Consider the following 20,339-nt stretch of genomic DNA (forward strand, 5'->3'; position numbering starts at 1 on the left):
TAAAGATTTCTTTATGTCCGCTCCCTAGCGTTCTCCGCGCCGCCTTGCAACCACCAGCGCGCAGGCAAACAACACCAGCGCCCAACACAGCGCCAGCAGGTTGCCCAGACGTGCGAAGAGCGTGGGTGCATGGGCGGGCGGCACCTGCCCGTCGAGCCGGCCTGCGGTGAGCCGCGGCACGAAGGCGCGCACCACCCCGTCGGCATCGATCACTGCGCTGATCCCCGTAGTCGTCGAACGCAGCACCGGCAGCCCTTCCTCGATCGCGCGCATGCGGGCCTGCGCCAGATGCTGCGGCGGGCCCGAGGCGCCGAACCAGCCGTCGTTGGAGGGGTTGAAGATGTAATCCGGGCGGTGCGCGCGGTCGGTCACTTCGCCGGAGAAGATGATTTCGTAGCAGATCTGCAAGCCCGCCTTGCCGTGCGGGCCGAAATCGAGCGTACGGGGTCCCGGGCCGGGCAGGAAATCAAGGCTGCCGGAAACGAGGCGCGAAAGGCCCAGCGGAGCAAGCCATGCGCGCATAGGCAGATACTCGCCGTAAGGCACCAGATGCGCCTTGGCATAGCTGCCGCGAATCGCCCCGTCGGGCGCCAGCGCGGTCACCACGTTGCGGGCGCCGGTCACCTCGCGGGCCCCAAGCTGCCGGCCCTCAACCAAGAGATCGGTCGCCCCGGTGAGGAGCAGACTGCCCGGCCCGATCACCTGGCCGATGCGGGCACGGGCCATGGCCGGATCTGCGGCGTAGGTCGTGGCATTGTAGAAAAACTGCGGATAGCCGGGGCGCAGATAATCGGGGAGACCGCCTTCGGGCCAGAGCACGATCCGCCGCGCGCCCGGCCTTTGTGGCAGCGAGAGCCGGGCGATGCTCTGGAACTGGCCTTCATAGAGGCTGGGGTCGTTGATCGTGTCCTGCCCGATGTTCGGCTGGACTAGCGTGTAGGCGAGGTGGCCTTCGCCGCCGCTGCCGTGCCAGGGCAGCAGCATGAGCGCGGCCGGTGCCGCCACATAGGCGAGTGCTGCGCGCCATTGGCGGCCATGCGCCGCGCGCCATGCGAACAGCCAGAAGCCGCCCAGCATGACGACGAGCCCGGAAAGGGCGTAAGTCCCGGTCCAGGCCGCAAGACCAGCAAGGCCAGGGCGCGCGAAGCCGCCGAGCGTGACCATCGCCAGGGGGTTCCAGGCAAAGCCGGTGAACAAGGTGGCCCGCAGCCATTCGGCAAGGATCCAGGCGCCCGCCAGCGCGGGCAGAAGTGCTGCGCGCCAGCCCCGGGCCAGCCACGCCGCGACGAAGGCGGCGAGCGCGGGATAGACCGCGAGATAGACCGCAAGGAGCACGACCGCGATCCAGCCGAGCCAGGCAGGCATGGCCGCCTGATAGGTGAAGGCCGTTGCGATCCAGCCGTTGCCAAGCGTGAAATAGCCGAGGCCGAACAGCCAGCCCGCGAGCGCTGCATGCCGGGCCGAGCGCGCATGCTCGATCCGGTCGATCAGGAAGGCGAGCGCGGCAAGCGTGCAGGGCCAAAGCGCGATCGGCTGGAAGCCGGTCGCGGCCACGGCGCCGGCAACAACAAGCGCCAGTGGCGTCAGACGATGCGCGGGTTTCTGCAAGACGCGGGGCCTGTTCAGGCGCTGCGGCAGGCCGCGATCAGCCTTCAGCCGCTTCGGGCAGCGGGTTCTTGCGCGGGCGGCCGCGGCGCTTGGGCGCGGGGGCGTCGACAGCGGCAGCAATCGCTTCCGGCGCTTCCGACTCTTCCGGCTCCGGCGCGGCGCGGACGCCGATCGCGGGCGGAAGGGTCATTGGATCGAGTGCGGCAACCGGGGCCTCTTCCACCTCGCGGCGGGCGCGGCGTTCGCCGCGGGGGCGCAGGCCGCGCTGCGAGCGGCCCTCGCGCACGAAGGGATTCTCAGCCGCCTCGCTGATCGGCTCGCCCTCGTCGGCCCGAACCATGGTTTCGGGCTCGGCCGCAGCAGGTTCGAAGCGGGGCCGATAGGGTTCGCGCGGCTCACGCGGTTCGCGGACATCACGGTTTTCGCGCGGTTCACGGTTTTCGCGCGGCTCGCGGTTCTCACGCGGTTCGCGGTTTTCACGCGGCTCGCGGGGCTCACGCTGTTCGCGGGGTTCGTCGCGGCGGGTCTGCGGGCGGTCGAAGGCGGGGAAGTCGGCGTCCATGCCGAACTCCATCGCATCGTCCTCGCCTTCCTGCTCGTTCCAGCGATCGCCAGGCTGGCGCTGCCGCTGGTCGTCGACGCGCGAGCGGCTGTCGGCAATCACGCGGAAGTAGTGGTCGGCGAACTGAAGATAGTACTCTGCCTGGACCCGGTCGCCGTTGAGGTGCGCGTCCTGAGCCAGCTTGCGATACTTCTCGAGCATCTGCGGCGCATTGCCCCGCGCCCGGCTGTCGATCCGGTTGAGCTGCTGGCCGCCACCCTGCGGGCGGTTGTTGTTCCCGCGACCGCGCCGGCGGTTGTTCCCACGATTGTTGTTCAAGTCAGGCACTTTCCTAGTTCGGTGCTACCCTGGCCCGGAGCGATGCGGCACCTGATGCGGTGCGCGATGCCATCCGGGCCTGACGTGGCGCAACTACCGGGCCTATCCACATGCTTGCCCCGCTGCCGCGCATCCTCCACCACGAACGTTGACAATCGTGGTGCCCAGCATCTGCGTAGAGCCGGCTTGCCCTGCCGGCGATCAATGCAAATGGTGGAGTAAGCCGGGACGGGAAGCCATCATCCGTCGCCCTGCCTGAGGCCTTGATTAGTGACGCACCGCTCCCTTGCCAAGCGAAATATTTGGGCAATCTACGTCATTTCGACAGAACGCGGCCGCCCGGCAAGGTCGCGGTGCACCGTGGCGGCAAGCCCGGCCGCTTCGGCGAGCGCGCAGACAGGCCCTGCCTGCGTGGCGCCGATCTCGAACAGAGCGGTGCCGCCGGGGGCAAGGAGGCGGGGCACTTCGGGGATCAGGCGGCGGTAATCATCAAGCCCGTCGGGCCCGGCAAAGAGCGCCTCTGCCGGCTCGTGGTCGCGGACCGAAGGGGCAAGCGCGGCGGCATCCTCGACATAAGGCGGATTGGCGAGAATCAGGTCGAAACGGCCCAGTTGGTCTGCCCAGCCGCCTTGCGTCCAGTCTCCGGCGATGATCTGGGCACGCGCTGCGAGCCCGTTTTGTGCGGCGTTGCGGGCGGCCACGTCGCGCGCTGGGCCAGAGCGTTCGAGCCCGATCCCTTGCGCCCCCGGCCAGAGCGTCAAGGCGGCCAGCAGCAGCGCTCCCGAGCCAGTACCGAGGTCAAGGATGCGCGCCGGTGGGCAACTCTCGCGCGCGTCGCAGGCCGCCTCGATCAGCGTCTCGCTGTCACCCCGGGGAATGAGCACGGCTGGGCCAACTTCCAGATCGAGCCCGTAAAACGGTTGCGTGCCAAGAATATAGGCGACGGGCTCGTGGTTCAGGCGGCGATCCAGAATGGACGTGAAGTGCACTGGAGGTTCGCTTCGCATGTGCTTCAGCAGCAGATCGGTGCGGGTGACGCCAAGCGCGTGGGCCATGAGCAGTTCGGCGTCCAGCCGTGCGGTGTCGCTGGTGGGGGCCAGACGGGTCGCTGCCTCGCGCAAGGCGTCGGCAATGGTCACTGCCCCTCCCATTCCCTGAAACGGGCTTTCAAGGCCTCATCCTCAGGCGTCCATGGCGGCGAGGCGCTTGACCTGATCCTCGGCGGCGAGTGCGTCGATCAGTTCGCCGAGGCCCGGGCCTTCGAGTATTTCGGGCAGGCGGTGCAGCGTGAGGTTGATGCGGTGATCGGTGACGCGCCCTTGCGGGAAATTGTAGGTGCGGATGCGTTCGGAACGGTCGCCCGAGCCGACCATGGCCTTCCGCGCCTCGGCCTCCGCCCCGTGCGCCTCGGCACGGCGCAGGTCGTAGAGCCGCGTGCGCAGCACCTGCATCGCCTTGTCCTTGTTCTTGTGCTGGCTGCGCTGGTCCTGCTGGATCACGACAAGGCCGGTGGGCAAGTGCGTCAACCGCACCGCCGAATCGGTGGTGTTGACATGCTGGCCGCCCGCCCCGCTCGCGCGGTAGATGTCGATCTTTATGTCGCCGGGCTCGATCTGCACGTCGACTTCATCGGGTTCGGGCAGCACGGCAACCGTCGCGGCGCTGGTGTGGATGCGCCCGCCGCTTTCGGTGACGGGTACGCGCTGCACGCGATGGACGCCGCTTTCATACTTGAGCTTCGCGAAGACGCCGGTCCCCGCCACATTGGCGACGACTTCCTTGAAGCCCCCCAGTTCGTTGGCATTCGCGGAGACCATCTCGACTTTCCAGCCCTGCTCGGAGGCAAAGCGCTCGTACATGCGGTAGAGATCGGCGGCGAAGAGCGCGGCCTCATCGCCCCCGGTGCCGGCGCGGATTTCGAGCATGGCGGGGCGGCTGTCGGCGCTGTCGCGCGGCAGCATGGCGATCGCGAGCACGCGCTCGGCCTCGGGCAGTTCGGTGCGCAGATGGGCGATTTCCTCCTCGGCCAGCGCGCGCATCTCGGGATCGGGATCGGTGCTGGCGCTGAGCGCGGCAAGCTCGCCCCGCATCGTGCGGACATGCGCGGCGGCGCGGGCGACGGGCTCAAGCTCGGCGTAGTCCCGGCTCGCCGTAACGAAGGCGGGGCCTTCAAGCGTGCCCGAGGCAAGGCGCGCCTCGAGTTCGGCGAAGCGAGACGCGATCTGGGCAAGGCGGGTGTCCGAGACGCTCACGGTCGCGCGCCCCGAGAGGAGAAGGATGGCATTCTCACGGGGCAAGAATACCGTGGATCAGCGCGGTGCGGGCGTCATCAACGTTCTCGCCGCGCACGTTCACGAAGGGCTTTCCGTCGCGCTCAGAGATCGATGCAAGCCGTACGGCGCCCATCTTGGCCGCTTTGTCGAAACGCTTCTTGGGCGATCCGGATGCAACCATTTCCGCCGACAGGCCTGCGCGGCGCAGTTGTGTCAGACGGGCAATGGCGAACTCCAGCAGGACATCGCTTTCAAGCGCTATCACGACATCCAGCGGCGCCTCGACCTTGTCGCCCACCAACATCGCCAGCCGCTCGATCCCCGCCGCCCAGCCGACCGCCGGCGTATGCGGTCCGCCCAGCGCTTCGATCAGCCCGTCATAGCGCCCGCCGCCCAGCACGGTACCTTGAGCGCCCAGCCGGTCGGTCACGAACTCGAACGCAGTGTGGCGATAATAGTCGAGCCCGCGCACCAACGCCGGGGCGCGTGTCCAGCTGACGCCAGCTGCGTCGAGCCCGGCGGTCACCTTGGCGAAAAAGCTCTGTGCCTCGTCCGAAAGGAACGCGTCGATCATCGGCGCATCGGCGGTGAAGACCTTGTCGCGCGGGTCCTTGCTGTCGAGGATCCGCAGCGGGTTCTTTTCGAGCCGCTCCTGCGAATCCTCGCTGAGCTCGCCCTTCACAGCGCGGAAATAGTCGATCAGCGCCGCGCGCCAGGCTTCGCGGCTGGGCGCATCGCCCAGCGTGTTGAGGTGCAGCGTGACGCCGTCGGCAATGCCGAGTTCTTTGAGGATCTGGTCCGCCATGACGAGCAGCTCGACGTCAGCCTGCGGTTCGGCGGCGCCGAGAATCTCGGCATCGATCTGGTGGAACTGGCGGTAGCGGCCCTTTTGCGGACGTTCATAGCGGAACAGGGGGCCATGCGTCGCGAGCTTCAGCGGGGCGTGCTGCTGCCAGCCGTTGGTGAGATAGGCCCGCGCGATCCCGGCGGTGAATTCGGGGCGCAGGGTCAGCGATTCGCCGCCGCGGTCCTCGAAGCTGTACATTTCCTTGGAAACGACATCGGTCGTCTCGCCCAGGCTGCGGCTGAACACGGCGGTCTTTTCGAACACCGGCATTTCGGCGCGGCGGAACCGGTAGAGCCGGCGCACGCGCTCGAAGGTTTCGACCACGAAGGCGAAAGCCTCGGCATCGGGGCCGAAGATGTCCTGCGTGCCGCGGATCGCCTGCGGGGTTGCGGGGGCGGGTGGGGTGCTGTCCTTGCTCATGGTCCCCGCGCGATTAGCCGCATTGTGGCCCGGCGAAAAGGGGCGCGCCCATCATGCCGGGGCAGGCCTTGCCGCCGTGCAAGCCCGGTTGCAGTCCACAAGGCTTCGCGCCATGAAGCAGGGATGACGATCAACACCCCGCGCACGATGCGCTCCGCCATGCTGCCAGTTGCCGCAGCGCTCCTATCGACGCTCGCCGTGCTGCCCGCGCCTGTCCTCGCGCAGGTCCAGCCGCCGGCCAATACCAGGCCGATGGCGGTGCCGATCCCGCAGACAATCCCCGATGCGCAGGACAAGCCATACCCGGGCACGATCGGCCTCGTGATCGATGCAAGCGACGTGACCACCGGCGCCTACCGCGTGACCGAAACGATCCCGGTCGCGCCGGGCACCTCAAAGCTCACCGTGCTCCACCCGAAATGGCTGCCCGGCAATCACGGGCCGAAGGGGACCATCGCCGAGCTCGTCGACATGCGCTTCTACGCCGGCAGCCAGTTGCTTACCTGGACACGCGATCCGGTCGATGTCTTTGCGTTCCATGTCGATGTGCCGGCGGGCGCGAGCGAAGTGACCGCGAAGTTCATCCACACCTCGCCACTGCGCGAAAGTGAAGGCCGGGTGACGATGACGCGCGAGATGCTCAACCTGCAGTGGGAGAAAATGAGCCTCTATCCCGCAGGCCACTATGTGCGGCAGATCAAGGTCAAGCCCACGGTGACGTTCCCGGCCGGCTGGCAGGTCTTCACCGCGCTCGATGGCAAGGCAGCCAATGGCAGCGTCGTGACCTGGGACGTGACCGATTACGAGACGCTGGTCGATTCGCCGATCTTCGCCGGGCTCTACGCCGCGCGGCACGATCTGGGACAGGGGGTCTCCTTCGATCTGGTCGCCGACAAGCCCGAGCTCCTCAAGATCACGCCCGAGAACCTCACGGTCTTCCGCAACATGGTCGACGAGGCGATGCTCGCCTTTGGCGCCAAGCACTTCGACCACTACGATTTCCTGCTGGCGATGACCGACCGCATGGGCGGCATCGGGCTCGAGCATCACCGCTCGAGCGAGAACCAGTACGAGCCGCGCACGCTGGTCGACTGGGCCGCCGGCGACTGGGACCGCAACGTGATCCCGCACGAGTTCTCGCATTCGTGGGACGGCAAGTATCGCCGCCCGGCCAGGTTGTGGACACCCGACTACCGCCAGCCGATGCAGGACAACCTGCTGTGGGTCTACGAAGGACAGACGCAGTTCTGGGGCCTCGTGCTCGCGGCGCGTTCAGGCGTGCAAAGCAAGGAGCAGGTGCTGGGCCAGCTTGCCAACTACGCGGGTTCCTTCACCCAGTATCCGGGCCGCGAATGGCGCTCGGTCGAGGATACGACGCATGATCCGATCATGGCGAGCCGCAAACCCAAGCCCTTCTCCTCACTGGCGCGCAATGAGGAATACTACACCGAGGGTGCTCTTGTCTGGCTGGAGGCCGAGGCGATCCTGCGCGAGGGCACTGCGGGCAAGAAGGGCATGGACGACTTTGCCAAGGCCTTCTTCGGCGTGAAGGACGGCGACTGGGGCGTGCTGACCTACGAGCTGGAAGACGTGGTGAAGACGCTGAACGGGCTCTATCCCTATGACTGGGCGGGCTTCTTCAAGACCCGCATCCAGACCCCGGGCCAGCCCGCGCCGCTCGGCGGAATCGAGCGCGGCGGCTACACGCTGGCGTGGAAGGATGAGCCCAATCCCTATGACAAGGCGCGCATGGCGAACGCCAAGTACATCTCGCTCAACCATTCGCTGGGTCTGGCCATCGAAAACGACGGCAAAGTCAGCGGCAGCCGCTGGGATGGACCCGGCTTCCGCGCCGGGATCGTGACGGGGATGCAGATCGTTTCGGTCAACGGGAAGGCCTACGATCAGGACACGATCAAGGCCGCGATCACCGCCGCCAAGGGTGGCAGCACTCCGATCGAGCTGATCGTGAAGCGCGACGACACGGTGCGGACGGTACAGGTCCCTTATTTCGATGGCTTGCGCTGGCCCTGGCTGGAGCGTGCCGCGCCGGGCACGGCGCCGGTCGGGCTCGACAGGTTGCTGGCGCCGCGTGCGGTGGTGGCCAAGCCTGCAGGCAAGAAGGCGGCGGCGAAGTAGGGTGGCCATGGCCGGGGGTGGTGAGCGACGGTTCGGCCAACGCTTCGCCCCCTTGCGCTTTGTGCTCTTCCTGGTCTTGCTTATTGCCGGTGTTGCAGCGCGCGGGGCGATGAACGGCTTTGCCCGCCCGGCAGACGCGTTGGCGGTCGGCTTCGATTTCGCGGTGATCGGCTTCCTCATCTCGCTGGTACCGCTGCTGCGCGCCTGCGACATGGCGACGATGCGGCAGCATTCGATCGAAAACGATGCCAACCGCACGGTCGTACTGGCGATCAGCACGCTGATCACTCTGGTGGTCATGGCCGCGATCGCGGGAGAGCTGCCTGCGGCCAAGCACGGCGAGCCCGGGGCGCTGCCGCGTCTCATCGCCACGCTCCTGCTCACGTGGCTCTTTGCCAATGTCGTCTATGCGCTGCACTATGCCCACGAATACTACCGTCCGGGCACGGTGCCTGGCGAGGATGCGGGCGGGCTTGCGTTTCCAGGCAGCGAACCGCCCGACTATCTCGATTTCGCCTACTTCTCGCTCACGCTTGGCATGACGTTCCAGACCTCGGACGTGGAAATCACCTCGCGCACGATTCGCCGCATCGTCACGGTCCATTCCTTCGCCGCCTTCGTATTCAACATCGGGGTCATCGCCTTTACCATCAACGGCATCGGCGCCCTCTGATCCGGCGCCCTCACGTTCATGTTGCAGTGCAAAAAGCACAGCGCTAGAGACCGCCGCGAGGTTCCCCGGCCGATTGGCCCAGCGAAAGCATCCCATGCGCATCGACATGATCCCCACTGGAGAGAATCCGCCCGAAACGCTCAACGTGGTCATCGAGGTTCCCGTCGGCGGCGAACCCGTGAAGTACGAGTTCGACAAGGCCTCGGGCGCGCTTTTCGTCGATCGTATCCTGCACACCCCGATGCGCTATCCGGCGAACTACGGCTTCGTGCCGCACACGCTTTCGCCCGACGGCGATCCGCTCGACGCACTGGTCATTGCGCGCTCGCCCTTCGTGCCGGGCTCGGTCGTGCGCGTGCGGCCGATCGCGGTGCTCAACCTTGAGGACGAGCATGGCGGCGACGAGAAGCTGGTCTGCGTGCCTGACGACAAGACCTTCCCCTATTACCGCGATGTCGCGGAAAAGAGCGACCTGCCCGAGATCGTGCTTCAGCAGATCGAGCACTTCTTCACCCACTACAAGGACCTGGAGAAGGAAAAGTGGGTGCGCGTGGGCAAGTGGGGCGGCGCCGAAGACGCCAAGCGCATCACGATCGAGGCGATCGAGCGCGCGCAGGCCGCGAAGGGCTGAGCGGCTTCCCGCTCAGTCTCCCGCCACGCTCATGCCGTCGATCCTGAGCGTGGGCACGTCGATGCCGCGCCACAGTTCGAGATCATCCGCCGCGACAAGCCGGGCGAACATGTCGACGAGGTTGCCCGCCACGGTGAACTCGGCAATCGGGCCGGCAATCTCGCCACCTATAATGCGGAAACCCGAAGCGCCACGGCTGTAGTCGCCGGTCACGCCGTTGACGCCGTGGCCGATCAGCTCGGTCACGTAGATGCCGTCGGCGATATCGGCCATGAGCGCGGTGCGGCTGAGCGAGCCGGGTTGCAACACAAGGTTGCCTGCGGTGACATGCGGCGCGCCCGATCCACCGCGTGAGGCGTGGCCGGTGGGAGCCGCGCCAAGCTGGCGCGCGGCGGCGGTATCCATCAGCCAGCCGGTGAGCCGGCCATGCTCGACAAGCAGGCGCGGCGCGGTGGGCAGGCCCTCGCCATCGAACGGGCGCGAGCGGGGACCGCGCAGGCGCAGCGGATCCTCGGCGATGGTGATGGCCGAATCGAAGATCTGCGCGCCGTCCTTCTCAAGCAGGAAGCTGGCGCGGCGGGCAATGGCAGAACCCGATATCGCCCCGAGCAGGTTGCCGACGAGCGAGCTGCCGACGCGCGGATCGAACACGACCGGGTAGGTGCCGCTCTTGATCCGGCCGGGATCGACCCGGGCAACCGTGCGTTCTCCCGCCTCGCGGCCGATGTCTGCGGGCGAGAGCAGATCGGCCCGGTGGCGCGCGCTGCGCCAGGCGTAATCGCGCTGCATGCCGCTGCCGGTGCCGGCGAGCACGCTGGCCGAACGGCCATGGCTCGTGGCGGCGTAGGCGCCGCCGAAGCCGTGGCTGGTGGCCAGCGCAACGACGCCGCGGCCCGCACTGGCGCTGCCACCTTCGCTGTTGGTCACGCCGGGCACGGCGCGGGCGGCGTCCTCCGCTTCCTCGGCCCAGCGGCGCAGCGTTTGCGGATCGGGCTCTTCGCCATCGACGAGATCGAGATCGGTCACACCGGTACGTAGCAGCAGCTCTTCGGGCGCGAGGCCCGCGAACTTGTCGGCGGGCGCGGCACGGGCCATGGCAACGGCGCGGCTGGCCAGCTCATCAAGCGCGGCGTCGCCAAGGTCGGTCGAGCCGATCGAGGCCGAGGCCCCGCCAACGAAGACGCGCAGGCCGATATGTTCCGATTCCGAGCGCTCCACTTCTTCCAGCGCGCCGAGCCGGACCGAAACCGATTCGGAGGCGTCGGCAAGGTAGACGACATCGCCGGCTTCGGCGCCGCTGCGCATCGCGCGCTCGATCAGCGCGTGGCAGCGCTCCTGGGCCTCGTGGGGGGAGAGCATCGGAAGGATGGGCCTTTCAAGCGGACAGATCGGCAGGCCGCGAACAACCAGACCGTTGCGCCGCGCTCTAGCCCGCCGCCGGGCATGCTGCAATCAGACTGGCGATCAGGCCAGCGAAACGAGCATGCGGAACACGGCGGCAAGAAGGAAGGGAAGGCCGATCGCAACGGCCCAGGTGGCCAACTGATCGCGGCGGAAATCGGCGCGCAGCGCGGGATCGGCGGCCGCCGCATCGTCCAGCGCTTCCCAGCGCCGTTCGAAATGGCGGAACATCGGGATCACCCCGGCCACCAGCACGACAAGCGCGATCATCGGCAGCAAGGAGCCGCCTTCGCCCTCAAGCGTGCGCAAGGTCACGAAGATCTGAAGGCTGGTGTAGACCAGCAAACTGTAGGCGACCGTGTCGCTCATCCGCTTGCGCCAATCGAGGCCATAGCCCTTCACGGCTGCGGTCTGGATCTGAAGACCCTCGGCAATGCTTTCGCGCATCGGTTGTGCCCCCGTAATACTCTCCGGGGAAGAGTAGACCACGCCTGCGATCATGTTTCAAGCTTTGCAACAATCCCTCACCCGTCTTGCGATGGACCGAGGAGTCGCGCCTTGGCATGCATAAATCCTGCCAGAATGCGCGCGGACGGGCTTTGCCCGCGCCGCGGACCCGGCTATGGCACAATTCGCATATGGACGAGATGACTTCCACCGAGACAAAACCGGCCGAGGGCGCGACCGCCGCGGTGCGTGCAATGCCGCAGGGCGGGCTCGAGGTCGTCTCGATCGCCAAAAGCTATGACAAGCGCGCGGTGCTGACCGATATCTCGCTTTCCGTGGCCAAGGGCGAAGTTCTGGGCCTGCTCGGCCCCAACGGCGCGGGCAAGACCACCTGCTTCTATTCGATCATGGGCCTGGTGCGGCCGGATTCGGGGCGCATCCTGCTCGACGGGGTCGATATCACGCGCCTGCCGATGTATCGCCGCGCGATCCTCGGGCTTGGCTATCTGCCGCAGGAAACCTCGATCTTCCGGGGCATGACGGTCGAGCAGAACATCCTGACAGTGCTTGAACTGGTCGAGCCCGACAAGGCGACCCGGGCCGCCGAGCTTGACCGGCTGCTCGATGAATTCGGCCTCACGCGCCTGCGCACCTCGCCCGCCATGGCGCTTTCGGGCGGTGAACGGCGGCGCTGCGAGATCGCGCGCGCGCTGGCCGCGAATCCCTCGATCATCCTGCTCGACGAGCCGTTCGCCGGTATCGATCCGCTTTCGATCAGCGATATCCGCCACCTGGTGATCGATCTCAAGAATCGCGGTATCGGCGTTCTCATCACCGACCACAACGTGCGCGAGACGCTCGATATCGTCGACCGCGCCTGCATCATCTATGGCGGGCAGGTGCTGTTTGCCGGTAGCCCGGAGGCGCTGGTCGCCGATCCCAATGTGCGCCGGCTCTATCTCGGCGAGGGCTTCACCCTGTGATGCGGCGGACACGCGTTTCGACGCTGCGCCGACCGGGAGGATAGGCGGCCATGGCGCTGGGCCCGCGGTTAGACCTCCGCCAGAGCCAGTCGCTGGTCATGACTCCGCAGCTCCAGCAGGCGATCAAGCTGCTGGCGCTGTCGAATCTCGAGGTCGAAGCCTTTATCGGCGAGGCGCTCGACGCCAACCCGCTGCTTGAGTTGGGCGAGGGTGCGCCGGACGGCGCCTTCGAGGCGGTGCCGGAGGGCGAACCCGAAGCGCTGCGCCGCACCCATCTGGAATCCTCGCCGGTCGACCAGCTCGTCAGCGAAGGCCGTGCGGCGGATGACCGGCCGCTCGATATCGATGCCAGCACGCTTGACCGCGACCGCGACACCGGCGACGGCGCACGGATCGATTTCACCGAGAGCCTCGGCGATTTCGGCGGCAGCGGCGGAGGGGGCGAGGGCCCTGATATCGACGAGCGCGGCGGCGCGGGCGAGACGCTGGCCCAGCACCTCCACGCCCAGATCGGCGCGCTCACGTCGGACCCGGCATTGCTGTTCGCCGGGCGCTGGCTGATCGATCAGATCGACGAGGCGGGATACCTCACGTCAAGCCTCGATGAAGCGGGCCAGGCGCTGGGCCTGCCAGCGGCGGCGATGCAGGCGGCCTTGGGCCTCGTCCAGTCGCTTGATCCCACCGGGGTCGGCGCGCGCAGCCTTGCCGAATGCATCGCGCTCCAGGCGCGCGAGGCGGACCGCTATGATCCGTGCATGGCGCGGCTCATCGAGAACCTCGATTTGCTCGCGCGCGGCGAACTCGCGCGCCTCAAGCGGCTGTGCCACGTTGACGACGAGGACTTTGCCGACATGCTGCGCGAGCTTCGCGGCTACGACCCAAAGCCTGGCCTGCGCTTCGGCAGCGCCCCGGCCGAGGCGGTGGTGCCCGACATTCTCGTGCGCGCGGTGATCGGCGACGACGGCGCGCCCGGCTGGGACATCGCGCTCAATCCCGCCACCCTGCCGCGCCTCGTGGTCAACCGGCGCTACTACGTCGAGATGCGCCATGCCTGCATGGCCAAGGATGCCAAGGCCTGGCTGGGCGAGCGGCTGGCCGACGCCAATTGGCTGCTGAAGGCGCTCGACCAGCGGCAGAAGACGATCCTCAAGGTGTCGGCAGAGATCGTGAACCAGCAGGAAGGCTTCTTCCAGCTGGGCGTCGCGCACCTCAAGCCGCTGACGTTGCGTACGGTGGCCGAGGCGATCTCGATGCACGAATCGACCGTCAGCCGCGTCACCTCGAACAAGTACCTCCACTGCGCGCGCGGGACCTTCGAGCTCAAATACTTCTTTACCTCCGGCGTCGCCTCGTCCGACGGCGAGAGTTCGGTTTCGGCCGAAGCGGTCAAGGCCGCCATCCGCCAGCTGATCGACGCGGAGGACCCCAAGGCCGTGCTTTCGGACGATGCGCTGGTCGATCTCCTGCGAACCCGTGGCTTCGATCTCGCGCGAAGGACAGTGGCGAAGTACCGCGAGGCGATCGGACTCGGCAGTTCGGTGCAGCGGCGGCGGCAGAAGGCGCTGGCGGGGGTGCGCTAGGCGCCGGGATCAATTGGGCCGTTCGGCCAGCATGTCCTTGATCATCCCCTGCAGGTTGGCGTCATACCGCGCTAGCACCGTGTGGTCCTCTGCCGTCTGCCAATGGGTGACAAGCTCGCGTCCGTTCCACCAGTGCAGCGCATAGGCGGGCGGATCGGCAACGATCAGCGGGCGGTGGTCGGGCTGTTCCGGGTCGATCGGCCTAAGGTCCAGCGCAACCTGCGGCGCGGTCGAGGGGCAGGTTGCGACGACAAGGTCTTCCCAATGCGTGGTGATCGCGCGGTGGATGTGCCCGCAAATCAGGCCGATAACGTTGCTGCGCCCGCGCAGGCAATCCGCCAGCCGCAAGGTCCAGGGTTCGTCTGGGTCGGTGTTCATCCAGGCGATGCCCACTTCGATCGGCGGGTGATGCTGCACGATCAGCGTCTTGCGGGTGGGCTCGGCATCGAGCTGCGCCATCAGCCAGGCGGCGCGCGCTTCGCAGAACGCGCCGCCGTGGCGGCCTTCCTCAAGCGTGTCGAGGACGAGAATCCGCATGGCAGGCGTGTCGATGGCATATTGCAGGAAGCCGCCGGAAAACTTCGCCTCCGGAAACACTTCGGCAAACGTGGCGCGCTCATCATGGTTGCCGAGCGCATAGTAGACCGGGAAGGGGAGACCGGAGAGCGCTTCTGAAAGCCGCTCGTAGCTGGCACGATCGCCCCGGTCGATCAGGTCGCCGGTCGCGAGCAGCATGTCCGGCCGCGGCACCATCGCTGTGAGGTCCGAGATCACCCGGTCAAGTCGCTGGCGGTTGAACTCGCCGGGGCTGTCTGGCTCGAAGCCCAGATGGATATCGGTGATCTGCGCGATCAGCATCCGGCGGTTCCCAGACCCCTCAGCGCGGCAACGGCGGATGGCGCGGGCGATCCCACGCTGCGGTAAGCAGCGCGGGGCCCTTGCGTTTGTCGGCCGGCTTCCAAGGGGCGCCATTGTCCATGTGATATTCGTGGCACATTGCGCAGCCGGATGCGACCGGTTCCTTCACGTGCGCGCTGGCGAGCTTCGCTCCGCCTTCGCCGACATGGCACGAACGGCAGCCCCCCGCTCCGTCGATTCCGGGGACGAGCACCGCATCGGCATCGTTCGAGGTTGCGGCTTTCACATGGCAGGTCACGCATTCGGACTTGCGGTGATCCTTATGGTCGAACCAGCCCTTGTTGTAATACCGCCCGTTTTGCGCGACCTTCTGCACGGTAAAGCCTGCCGTCGCGGCACTGCCGCCGCGCCCGACAGTATGGCAATCGTAGCACATGCCGCCCTTGCTGAAGACTTGCGCCACGGCTTCATCGGCCTGCACCGGATAGAAGCGGACCGCCCGGGCATAGTCCGCCGCGGTCGCCTGCTGCGCCCCCGCGCCCGGAATGCGGCGCGCAAGGCCTGAAAGGCTTTCCGGACGCGGCGGCATGCCGCCCCGGAAGGCCGCGCGCAGATCGGCGACGACCTGTTCAGGCTGGCCATGTCGCAGCGTGCGGAAGGTACCGCCGATCTCGTCGAAGGTCAGCGAATGGCAGCTCTGGCAGGCCTTCTCCATCTCGACCGGCTTGAACCGTGCCCCGCCGCTGTCAGTCTGGTGGCAATCCTTGCAGCTGAGCGCATCGCCGGCCGCAAACTCGCCCGGACGGCGGCGCACCATCTGCGCGATGCCGTTCGTCTTGGAGAGGTGCTGGGCGTGTGTGAACTTGAGCCCGGTGCTTTCCTTCATGCCGTCCTGCCACACCGCGCGCTGGAACAGCGGCTTGTCCCCAGCCAAGCCGGCCACCAGCATGGGCCGGAACTGAGGGTGGGCCGTCCCGAAATCGGCGGCATCGGCGATCTTCGTGTCAGGCAAGCGGGTTTTCAATCCATCGTGGCAATCGGTGCAGAACTGCTGCCGAGTGGCCAGCATAGCACCCGCGCCCTCATGCTCGGTGTGACAATCGACACACCTGCCGGCAGGTTTGTTGAACGCACTGGCGACGGCCCGTTGGAAGCCTGCGAAGCCGGCCGGCTCACCGCGCGCCTTCAGCAGCCGCGCGCCATCCGCGATATGCTGGTGCGCATCCTGCTGGTGGCAGGTCATGCAGGCGTTGTCGCGCACCGCCACGAACGGCTGGACGTGGCAGGCCTGGCAATCGTTGCCCAGATTCTTGTGCGCGAGGCTGAGGTTGCCCGAGGACCACGCGCTGTCGCCGTGGATGCCGGCGGGGCGCCGCGCGTCCTTGTGCAGCGCGAGCGGCTGGTAGGTCGCCCACGACCAGATCGGCACGGCCAGGAACGCGAGCAGCACGAGCGCGGCAAAGCCCCATGCAGACAGGCGCTTGCCCGGGAGCAGCTTCTGCAACGAATAGGCGCTGCCAAGCTCGATCGCCTCGGCGCTTTCCGACACGGCCTCGACGCGGCGCACGGTGAAGGCAGGCAGCCCGCTTTCCGCCTCGCGCGCCACGGTGATGCGGTGGCCGCCAAAGCCGAGCTCGGCGCCGATCGAAAGTTCAAGTTCACTGGAAGTGACCGAGCGGCCGTTGACGGTGAAGGGCTGGTCGCCGATCGATTCGATGGTCAGGGTGTCGGCATCGATCTGGCGCACGCGCGCGTGGCGAGGATCGACGGCAAGGTCGGGCAAGTGGATGCCCGAGGACCCGTCGCGGCCGATGACGAGGACATCTTCCTCGACGACCGAGCGGCGGATGATCTCCTCCCCGCTGGACTTGAGCGCGATCTGGCGGACGACAAAGCTCATGATCACGCTCACCAGTAGAAGAAGACGCTGACGATATGCGCGGACAGCGCGGCGATCAGCGCGAAGGTCATGGGCACGTGGACATAGAGCCAGGCCTGCAGCCAGCCCTTGAGCCGCAAATGCCGCCGCAGCCGCGCCAGCATCGCTTCCTTGCGGGTAAGGAGGGCATCGACTTTGTCGAGCGGATCATCGGCTGTGCGCGGGCGGTGCGCACGCAGGCGCCGAAGTTCGCCTGCTGCCTCACGCGTCGCATCGCCGGGGTACCGGCCGGTCAGGCGATTGACGATCGAGCCGGTGAACGGGTCCTGCTCGAGGCTGCGGCCCACCAGCATGGCGCACTCGGAATCGAGCGGCTGCGCGGCATCATGGAGTTGCCGGTCGAGCGAACGCAGCGCTTCGACCATCTGCTTCTCGGTGATCGCGCCTTCCGCATCATAGCGGTTGGCCGACAGTGCGCGGGGGAGCGTGGCATAGGCTGTCACGCCGAAAATTCCCGAGATGATCACGATCAACATCAGCGCCCACGCCAGCGTGTGCACGTTCCAGCCAAAAGCGAAGCCCGAATGGAGCGTGCCGATCACGATCAGCAGCACGCCGAGCCAGACATGCGCCGAAGTCCATGCCTTCAACGACCAGCGCCCCGGTGTGATCGCGCGCTTGCGCATGCCGAGCGCGGTGAGCCACAGGATGAGCAGCGCACCGATGGTGCCGAGCGTGTAGCCGAGCCAGGTCGAGCCGAAGTGCTGCGGCGGCAGCGGCACGAAAATGTAGAGCAGGATCAGCGCAGCGGCGAGCGCGGACGAAATCTTGATCCACTTGCCATTCCGGTGGACGAGGAAGCCCTCGTGCGTGCTTTGGCGTTCGCGCGTGGCGCCGGTGCGGCGGCGCTTGGCGGGGGCCGCCGGGGCGGGAGCGGGAGTTGTCGCCATGGCTCAGGCCCCCTCGTTCTCGAGCCGCGCAACGGTCAGGAACTCGTCGGGCGAAACGCGGATGGCGGCGCCTGTCGGGCAGGCACGCACGCAGCTGGGGCCGCCCTCGATCCCGGCGCACATGTCGCACTTGATCGCCTTCTTGCGGTCAAGCGCCTCGTCCACTGCGGGGTCGCCGGTGTATTTGGTGTTCTTCTTCGACCACTTGTAGGGCGGCTCCCCGGGTCCTGGCCCGCTGCCGAACAGCAGCCACGAGATGAGCGAGGGCTTCTTGGGCGGCACCTTGTCCATGCGGATCACGCCGTAGGGACAGTTGCGCTGGCAATTGCCGCAGCCGATGCACGTGTCGTTGATGAACACTTCGCCGTCCGGCCCGCGGTGGATCGCGTTGGGCGGGCAATCGGCCATGCAGTGCGGGTGCTCGCAGTGGCGGCACGAAGTGGGCACATGCAGGTGCGCGAAACTCTTGCCCGCCTCGCGGTCGAGCCGGGACAGTCCGTCGTGGCTGTCGGCGCAGGCCTTCTCGCAGTTGTCGCAGCCCACGCACAGCCGCTCGTCGATGAGCAGCACGTCGGTCGCCTCGCCCAGACCTTGCGAAACGAGGAACTTGGCTTGCTCCGAATAGAGATCGACCACGCCCGAGAAGCCGTCTTTCTTGGATTCGACAAAGGCATTGGTCGCGCGGCGGGTTTCCATGTCGGCCCGCGCGCGGGCAAGCAGCGCCGGCTTGGCGGCCAGCACGCGGCCAAAAGCCTCGCCGTCGATCCTGATGACTTCGGACTTGATCGCCGCACGCACCGTGGCGGTGCGCTGGCCGCCATCGATAAGCGCCATTTCACCGACATAAGAGCCGGCCGGCAGATAGGAGAGGAACACGGGCTTCCCGCCCACCACCTTCTCGACAATCATCGAGCCCACGCGGATGACAAAGATGTCCTTGTCGTCCGCGCCTTCGGTGATGATCGCCTCGCCCGCGCGCACGGGCATGATCTTGGCGGTATCGACCACTTCGCGCACGTCTTCGGGTGTCAGGCCTGATCCGAACATCTGCAGCAACTGCCGTTCGGTCGAGATGCGCTCGATGGTCCGCCGCGCACTTGGCACCTGGCTCTGCAGCTTGAGCGCGGCGTTGCGGCTGATCTCGACGCAGATGCAGTCGCCCGCCGCGACCACGGTCGCCCCGCGCCGACGCCCGGAAATGAGGCCGACCTCGCCGAAGATCGAGCCCTTCTGGATCGGCACGACCTTGCTTGGGTCGTTGGCGTCGATCCGCACATGCACGGTGCCGTCCGCAATCGCGAAGAGTGACGAGCCGGGATCGTTCTTCTCGAAGATCACCTCGCCCGCCTGGTAGAACCGGGCATCGGAATCGAGCATGAACTCGCGCAGCTGCAGCGTGGTCATGCCGCCCAGGATGGCGATATTGGTACGCAGCAGTTCAAGCCATTCGGCCACGCTGCGCTTGCCCGGAAGGCCGGCGAACTTGGCTTCGAGCAGGGGCTCGTCCGCGGGCTTCAGCGCCGAGTTGCCGTTGATGAACTCGATGACGTCGTAGCCCTGATTCATGCAGTGCTTGATCAGCGGGTAACCCGCAAGCGCGCCGATCACGAAGATGCCCGGTGCGGTCGATTCAAACTGCGGCGAAAGCGTCGGGAAGGCGAGCCGGTCATTGCTCGCAAACTCGATGCCGCACCCTTCCACAAAGCCGCGCGGCGGGGCCGAGCCGATGCGCGCGATGATCCGGTCGCAGCGGATGCGCTCCTCGCCGTCGCGTGTGTTGAGCGTGATCCAGCCGGGCTCGACCGCCTTGGTCTCGGTCTCGTAGCGGATCGTCAGCTTGCCTGCGGCATCGTCCTCCACCAGCGCCTTGGCATTGGGTTCCTTGGCGGTAGCAAAGCTCTCGCGCACATTGGACGATTTGGCCGAGCGGTTGAGGATCGTGACGACGTTGCCCTGCGCCGAATCCTCGGCAAGGCCGCGCGCGTTCTCGATGCCTGCGTCCCCGGTGCCGATGACGACGATGTGCTGGTCGAGCACCGCATAGGGATCGTCGAGCTGGTATGTCACGTGGGGCAGGTCGCCGCCCGGGCAGCGCATCAGATTGGGATTGCCCTGCGTGCCGATGGCGAGCACGACCGCTTCGGCCATGACCACTTCGCCATTGGTCAGCGTGATCGCATAAGGCGGGGCGTGGCGCTGCAGTTCGGTCGTGGTGGAAGATCCGTCGCGCGCGCGGGTGACGATCTTCTGGATCGAACCTTCGATAGCGGGGCCGGTGCCGCGGATCGATTTGACCTCGGCGCCGTATTTGACATTGACGCCCAGCTCCTCGGTGCGGCGCTGCCAGCGGCCGAGGATGTCTTCCTTCTTGCCAGCGTCGAATTCCTGATCGGAACGAAGGACGAGCTGCGACGGCGTTGCCATCACGTGCTTGCCCTTCTGGTACTTGAAGATCGTGTCGGAGAGGTGGTCCGTCTTTTCGAGAAGGACGTGCGCAAGCCCCAGCTGGGCCGCCCGGCTCGCCGCACTCATACCGGCAGGGCCCGATCCGATGATCGCAACCCGGAACACTTCGCCTTCCACTCCGCTCACCGGTGCGTGCCCCCCGCCATGCGAGCGCAGGCCTTTTTTACGCTGGCCTTGCGTCTCGTGTTCCCGACTAGCGATCCCGTCGGGCCGGAACATTAGCCCAAGCGCCGCGCTTTGCCAGTCGCTATTTGGCTGCTTCTAGTGGGTATGCGTGCCGCTTTGGTGCGATATGGCGCTGGGC

The 20,339-nt window shown here is 66.9% G+C and carries 16 protein-coding genes; 5 read left to right on the forward strand and 11 right to left on the reverse strand.

Annotated elements, in window-relative coordinates; genetic code table 11:
* Window positions 1-24: 24 nt before the first annotated feature.
* The 5 genes from lnt to hisS all read right to left on the reverse strand — a co-directional run bounded on the left by lnt (window position 25) and on the right by hisS (window position 6,028).
* Entirely contained in the window at window positions 25-1,608 is a 1,584-nt protein-coding gene (gene lnt / locus WCL10_RS01835; protein WP_336893899.1) for an apolipoprotein N-acyltransferase, read from the reverse strand.
* Between the two features lie 37 nt (window positions 1,609-1,645).
* Window positions 1,646-2,488 carry a DUF4167 domain-containing protein gene (locus WCL10_RS01840; RefSeq protein WP_336893900.1) on the reverse strand — a complete coding sequence of 281 codons (843 nt, stop codon included), beginning with the start codon at window positions 2,486-2,488 and terminating at the stop codon, window positions 1,646-1,648.
* Window positions 2,489-2,799: 311 nt separating this feature from the next.
* The gene (gene prmC, locus WCL10_RS01845) at window positions 2,800-3,639 is read right to left on the reverse strand and encodes a peptide chain release factor N(5)-glutamine methyltransferase (protein ID WP_336893901.1); all 840 of its coding nucleotides are present in this window, start codon (window positions 3,637-3,639) and stop codon (window positions 2,800-2,802) included.
* 30 nt (window positions 3,640-3,669) lie between these two features.
* On the reverse strand, window positions 3,670-4,740 hold the full coding sequence (prfA, locus tag WCL10_RS01850; RefSeq protein WP_336893987.1) for a peptide chain release factor 1: 1,071 nt from the start codon (window positions 4,738-4,740) through the stop codon (window positions 3,670-3,672).
* 34 nt (window positions 4,741-4,774) lie between these two features.
* Window positions 4,775-6,028: a histidine--tRNA ligase gene (gene hisS, locus WCL10_RS01855; protein ID WP_336893902.1), complete on the reverse strand. Its 1,254-nt coding sequence runs from the start codon at window positions 6,026-6,028 to the stop codon at window positions 4,775-4,777.
* A 123-nt stretch (window positions 6,029-6,151) separates the two neighbouring features.
* Here hisS and WCL10_RS01860 point away from each other — a divergent pair, with 123 nt between their 5' ends.
* The 3 genes from WCL10_RS01860 (at window position 6,152) to ppa (ending at window position 9,471) form a co-directional block, all read left to right on the forward strand.
* Window positions 6,152-8,167 carry a peptidase M61 gene (locus WCL10_RS01860; protein WP_336893903.1) on the forward strand — a complete coding sequence of 672 codons (2,016 nt, stop codon included), beginning with the start codon at window positions 6,152-6,154 and terminating at the stop codon, window positions 8,165-8,167.
* Window positions 8,168-8,174: 7 nt separating this feature from the next.
* Window positions 8,175-8,840, forward strand: a complete 666-nt coding sequence (locus WCL10_RS01865; RefSeq protein WP_336893904.1) for a DUF1345 domain-containing protein — start codon at window positions 8,175-8,177, stop codon at window positions 8,838-8,840.
* 94 nt (window positions 8,841-8,934) lie between these two features.
* On the forward strand, window positions 8,935-9,471 hold the full coding sequence (gene ppa / locus WCL10_RS01870; RefSeq protein WP_336893905.1) for an inorganic diphosphatase: 537 nt from the start codon (window positions 8,935-8,937) through the stop codon (window positions 9,469-9,471).
* Between the two features lie 12 nt (window positions 9,472-9,483).
* Here ppa and WCL10_RS01875 read toward each other — a convergent pair whose 3' ends face one another.
* A complete protein-coding gene (locus tag WCL10_RS01875) occupies window positions 9,484-10,830 on the reverse strand; it encodes a metallopeptidase TldD-related protein (RefSeq protein WP_336893906.1) in 1,347 nt (448 codons plus the stop codon).
* Between the two features lie 105 nt (window positions 10,831-10,935).
* Window positions 10,936-11,319, reverse strand: coding sequence for a hypothetical protein (locus tag WCL10_RS01880; protein WP_336893907.1), 384 nt, complete (start codon window positions 11,317-11,319; stop codon window positions 10,936-10,938).
* Between the two features lie 254 nt (window positions 11,320-11,573).
* On the opposite strand from WCL10_RS01880, the gene lptB reads away from it, so the two are divergent.
* Together lptB and rpoN are read left to right on the forward strand one after the other, a co-directional pair.
* A complete protein-coding gene (gene lptB / locus WCL10_RS01885) occupies window positions 11,574-12,302 on the forward strand; it encodes an LPS export ABC transporter ATP-binding protein (protein WP_336893988.1) in 729 nt (242 codons plus the stop codon).
* 50 nt (window positions 12,303-12,352) lie between these two features.
* Window positions 12,353-13,882, forward strand: a complete 1,530-nt coding sequence (rpoN, locus tag WCL10_RS01890; protein WP_336893908.1) for an RNA polymerase factor sigma-54 — start codon at window positions 12,353-12,355, stop codon at window positions 13,880-13,882.
* A gap of 9 nt (window positions 13,883-13,891) precedes the next feature.
* Here the strand turns inward: rpoN and WCL10_RS01895 are convergent, their stop codons facing one another.
* The 4 genes from WCL10_RS01895 to WCL10_RS01910 are packed head-to-tail and all read right to left on the reverse strand — an operon-like array spanning window position 13,892 to window position 20,161.
* Window positions 13,892-14,740: a phosphodiesterase gene (locus tag WCL10_RS01895; RefSeq protein WP_336893909.1), complete on the reverse strand. Its 849-nt coding sequence runs from the start codon at window positions 14,738-14,740 to the stop codon at window positions 13,892-13,894.
* A 19-nt stretch (window positions 14,741-14,759) separates the two neighbouring features.
* A complete protein-coding gene (locus WCL10_RS01900; protein WP_336893910.1) occupies window positions 14,760-16,640 on the reverse strand; it encodes a cytochrome c3 family protein in 1,881 nt (626 codons plus the stop codon).
* Window positions 16,641-16,648: 8 nt separating this feature from the next.
* Entirely contained in the window at window positions 16,649-17,569 is a 921-nt protein-coding gene (locus tag WCL10_RS01905; RefSeq protein WP_336893911.1) for a hypothetical protein, read from the reverse strand.
* A 3-nt stretch (window positions 17,570-17,572) separates the two neighbouring features.
* Window positions 17,573-20,161 carry a cyclic nucleotide-binding domain-containing protein gene (locus WCL10_RS01910; RefSeq protein WP_336893912.1) on the reverse strand — a complete coding sequence of 863 codons (2,589 nt, stop codon included), beginning with the start codon at window positions 20,159-20,161 and terminating at the stop codon, window positions 17,573-17,575.
* Window positions 20,162-20,339 lie beyond the last annotated feature (178 nt).

This window comes from Novosphingobium sp., assembly GCF_037133355.1.
GTDB lineage: Bacteria > Pseudomonadota > Alphaproteobacteria > Sphingomonadales > Sphingomonadaceae > Novosphingobium.

What these genes read in the sequence shown, in the direction of transcription:
- prmC (WP_336893901.1), bottom strand. Translation starts at nt 3,639, where the DNA reads ATGGGAGGGGCAGTGACCATTGCCGACGCCTTGCGCGAGGCAGCGACC.
- hisS (WP_336893902.1), bottom strand. Translation starts at nt 6,028, where the DNA reads ATGAGCAAGGACAGCACCCCACCCGCCCCCGCAACCCCGCAGGCGATC.
- WCL10_RS01860 (WP_336893903.1), top strand. Translation starts at nt 6,152, where the DNA reads ATGACGATCAACACCCCGCGCACGATGCGCTCCGCCATGCTGCCAGTT.
- WCL10_RS01865 (WP_336893904.1), top strand. Translation starts at nt 8,175, where the DNA reads ATGGCCGGGGGTGGTGAGCGACGGTTCGGCCAACGCTTCGCCCCCTTG.
- ppa (WP_336893905.1), top strand. Translation starts at nt 8,935, where the DNA reads ATGCGCATCGACATGATCCCCACTGGAGAGAATCCGCCCGAAACGCTC.
- WCL10_RS01875 (WP_336893906.1), bottom strand. Translation starts at nt 10,830, where the DNA reads ATGCTCTCCCCCCACGAGGCCCAGGAGCGCTGCCACGCGCTGATCGAG.
- WCL10_RS01880 (WP_336893907.1), bottom strand. Translation starts at nt 11,319, where the DNA reads ATGCGCGAAAGCATTGCCGAGGGTCTTCAGATCCAGACCGCAGCCGTG.
- lptB (WP_336893988.1), top strand. Translation starts at nt 11,574, where the DNA reads ATGCCGCAGGGCGGGCTCGAGGTCGTCTCGATCGCCAAAAGCTATGAC.
- rpoN (WP_336893908.1), top strand. Translation starts at nt 12,353, where the DNA reads ATGGCGCTGGGCCCGCGGTTAGACCTCCGCCAGAGCCAGTCGCTGGTC.
- WCL10_RS01895 (WP_336893909.1), bottom strand. Translation starts at nt 14,740, where the DNA reads ATGCTGATCGCGCAGATCACCGATATCCATCTGGGCTTCGAGCCAGAC.
- WCL10_RS01900 (WP_336893910.1), bottom strand. Translation starts at nt 16,640, where the DNA reads ATGAGCTTTGTCGTCCGCCAGATCGCGCTCAAGTCCAGCGGGGAGGAG.
- WCL10_RS01905 (WP_336893911.1), bottom strand. Translation starts at nt 17,569, where the DNA reads ATGGCGACAACTCCCGCTCCCGCCCCGGCGGCCCCCGCCAAGCGCCGC.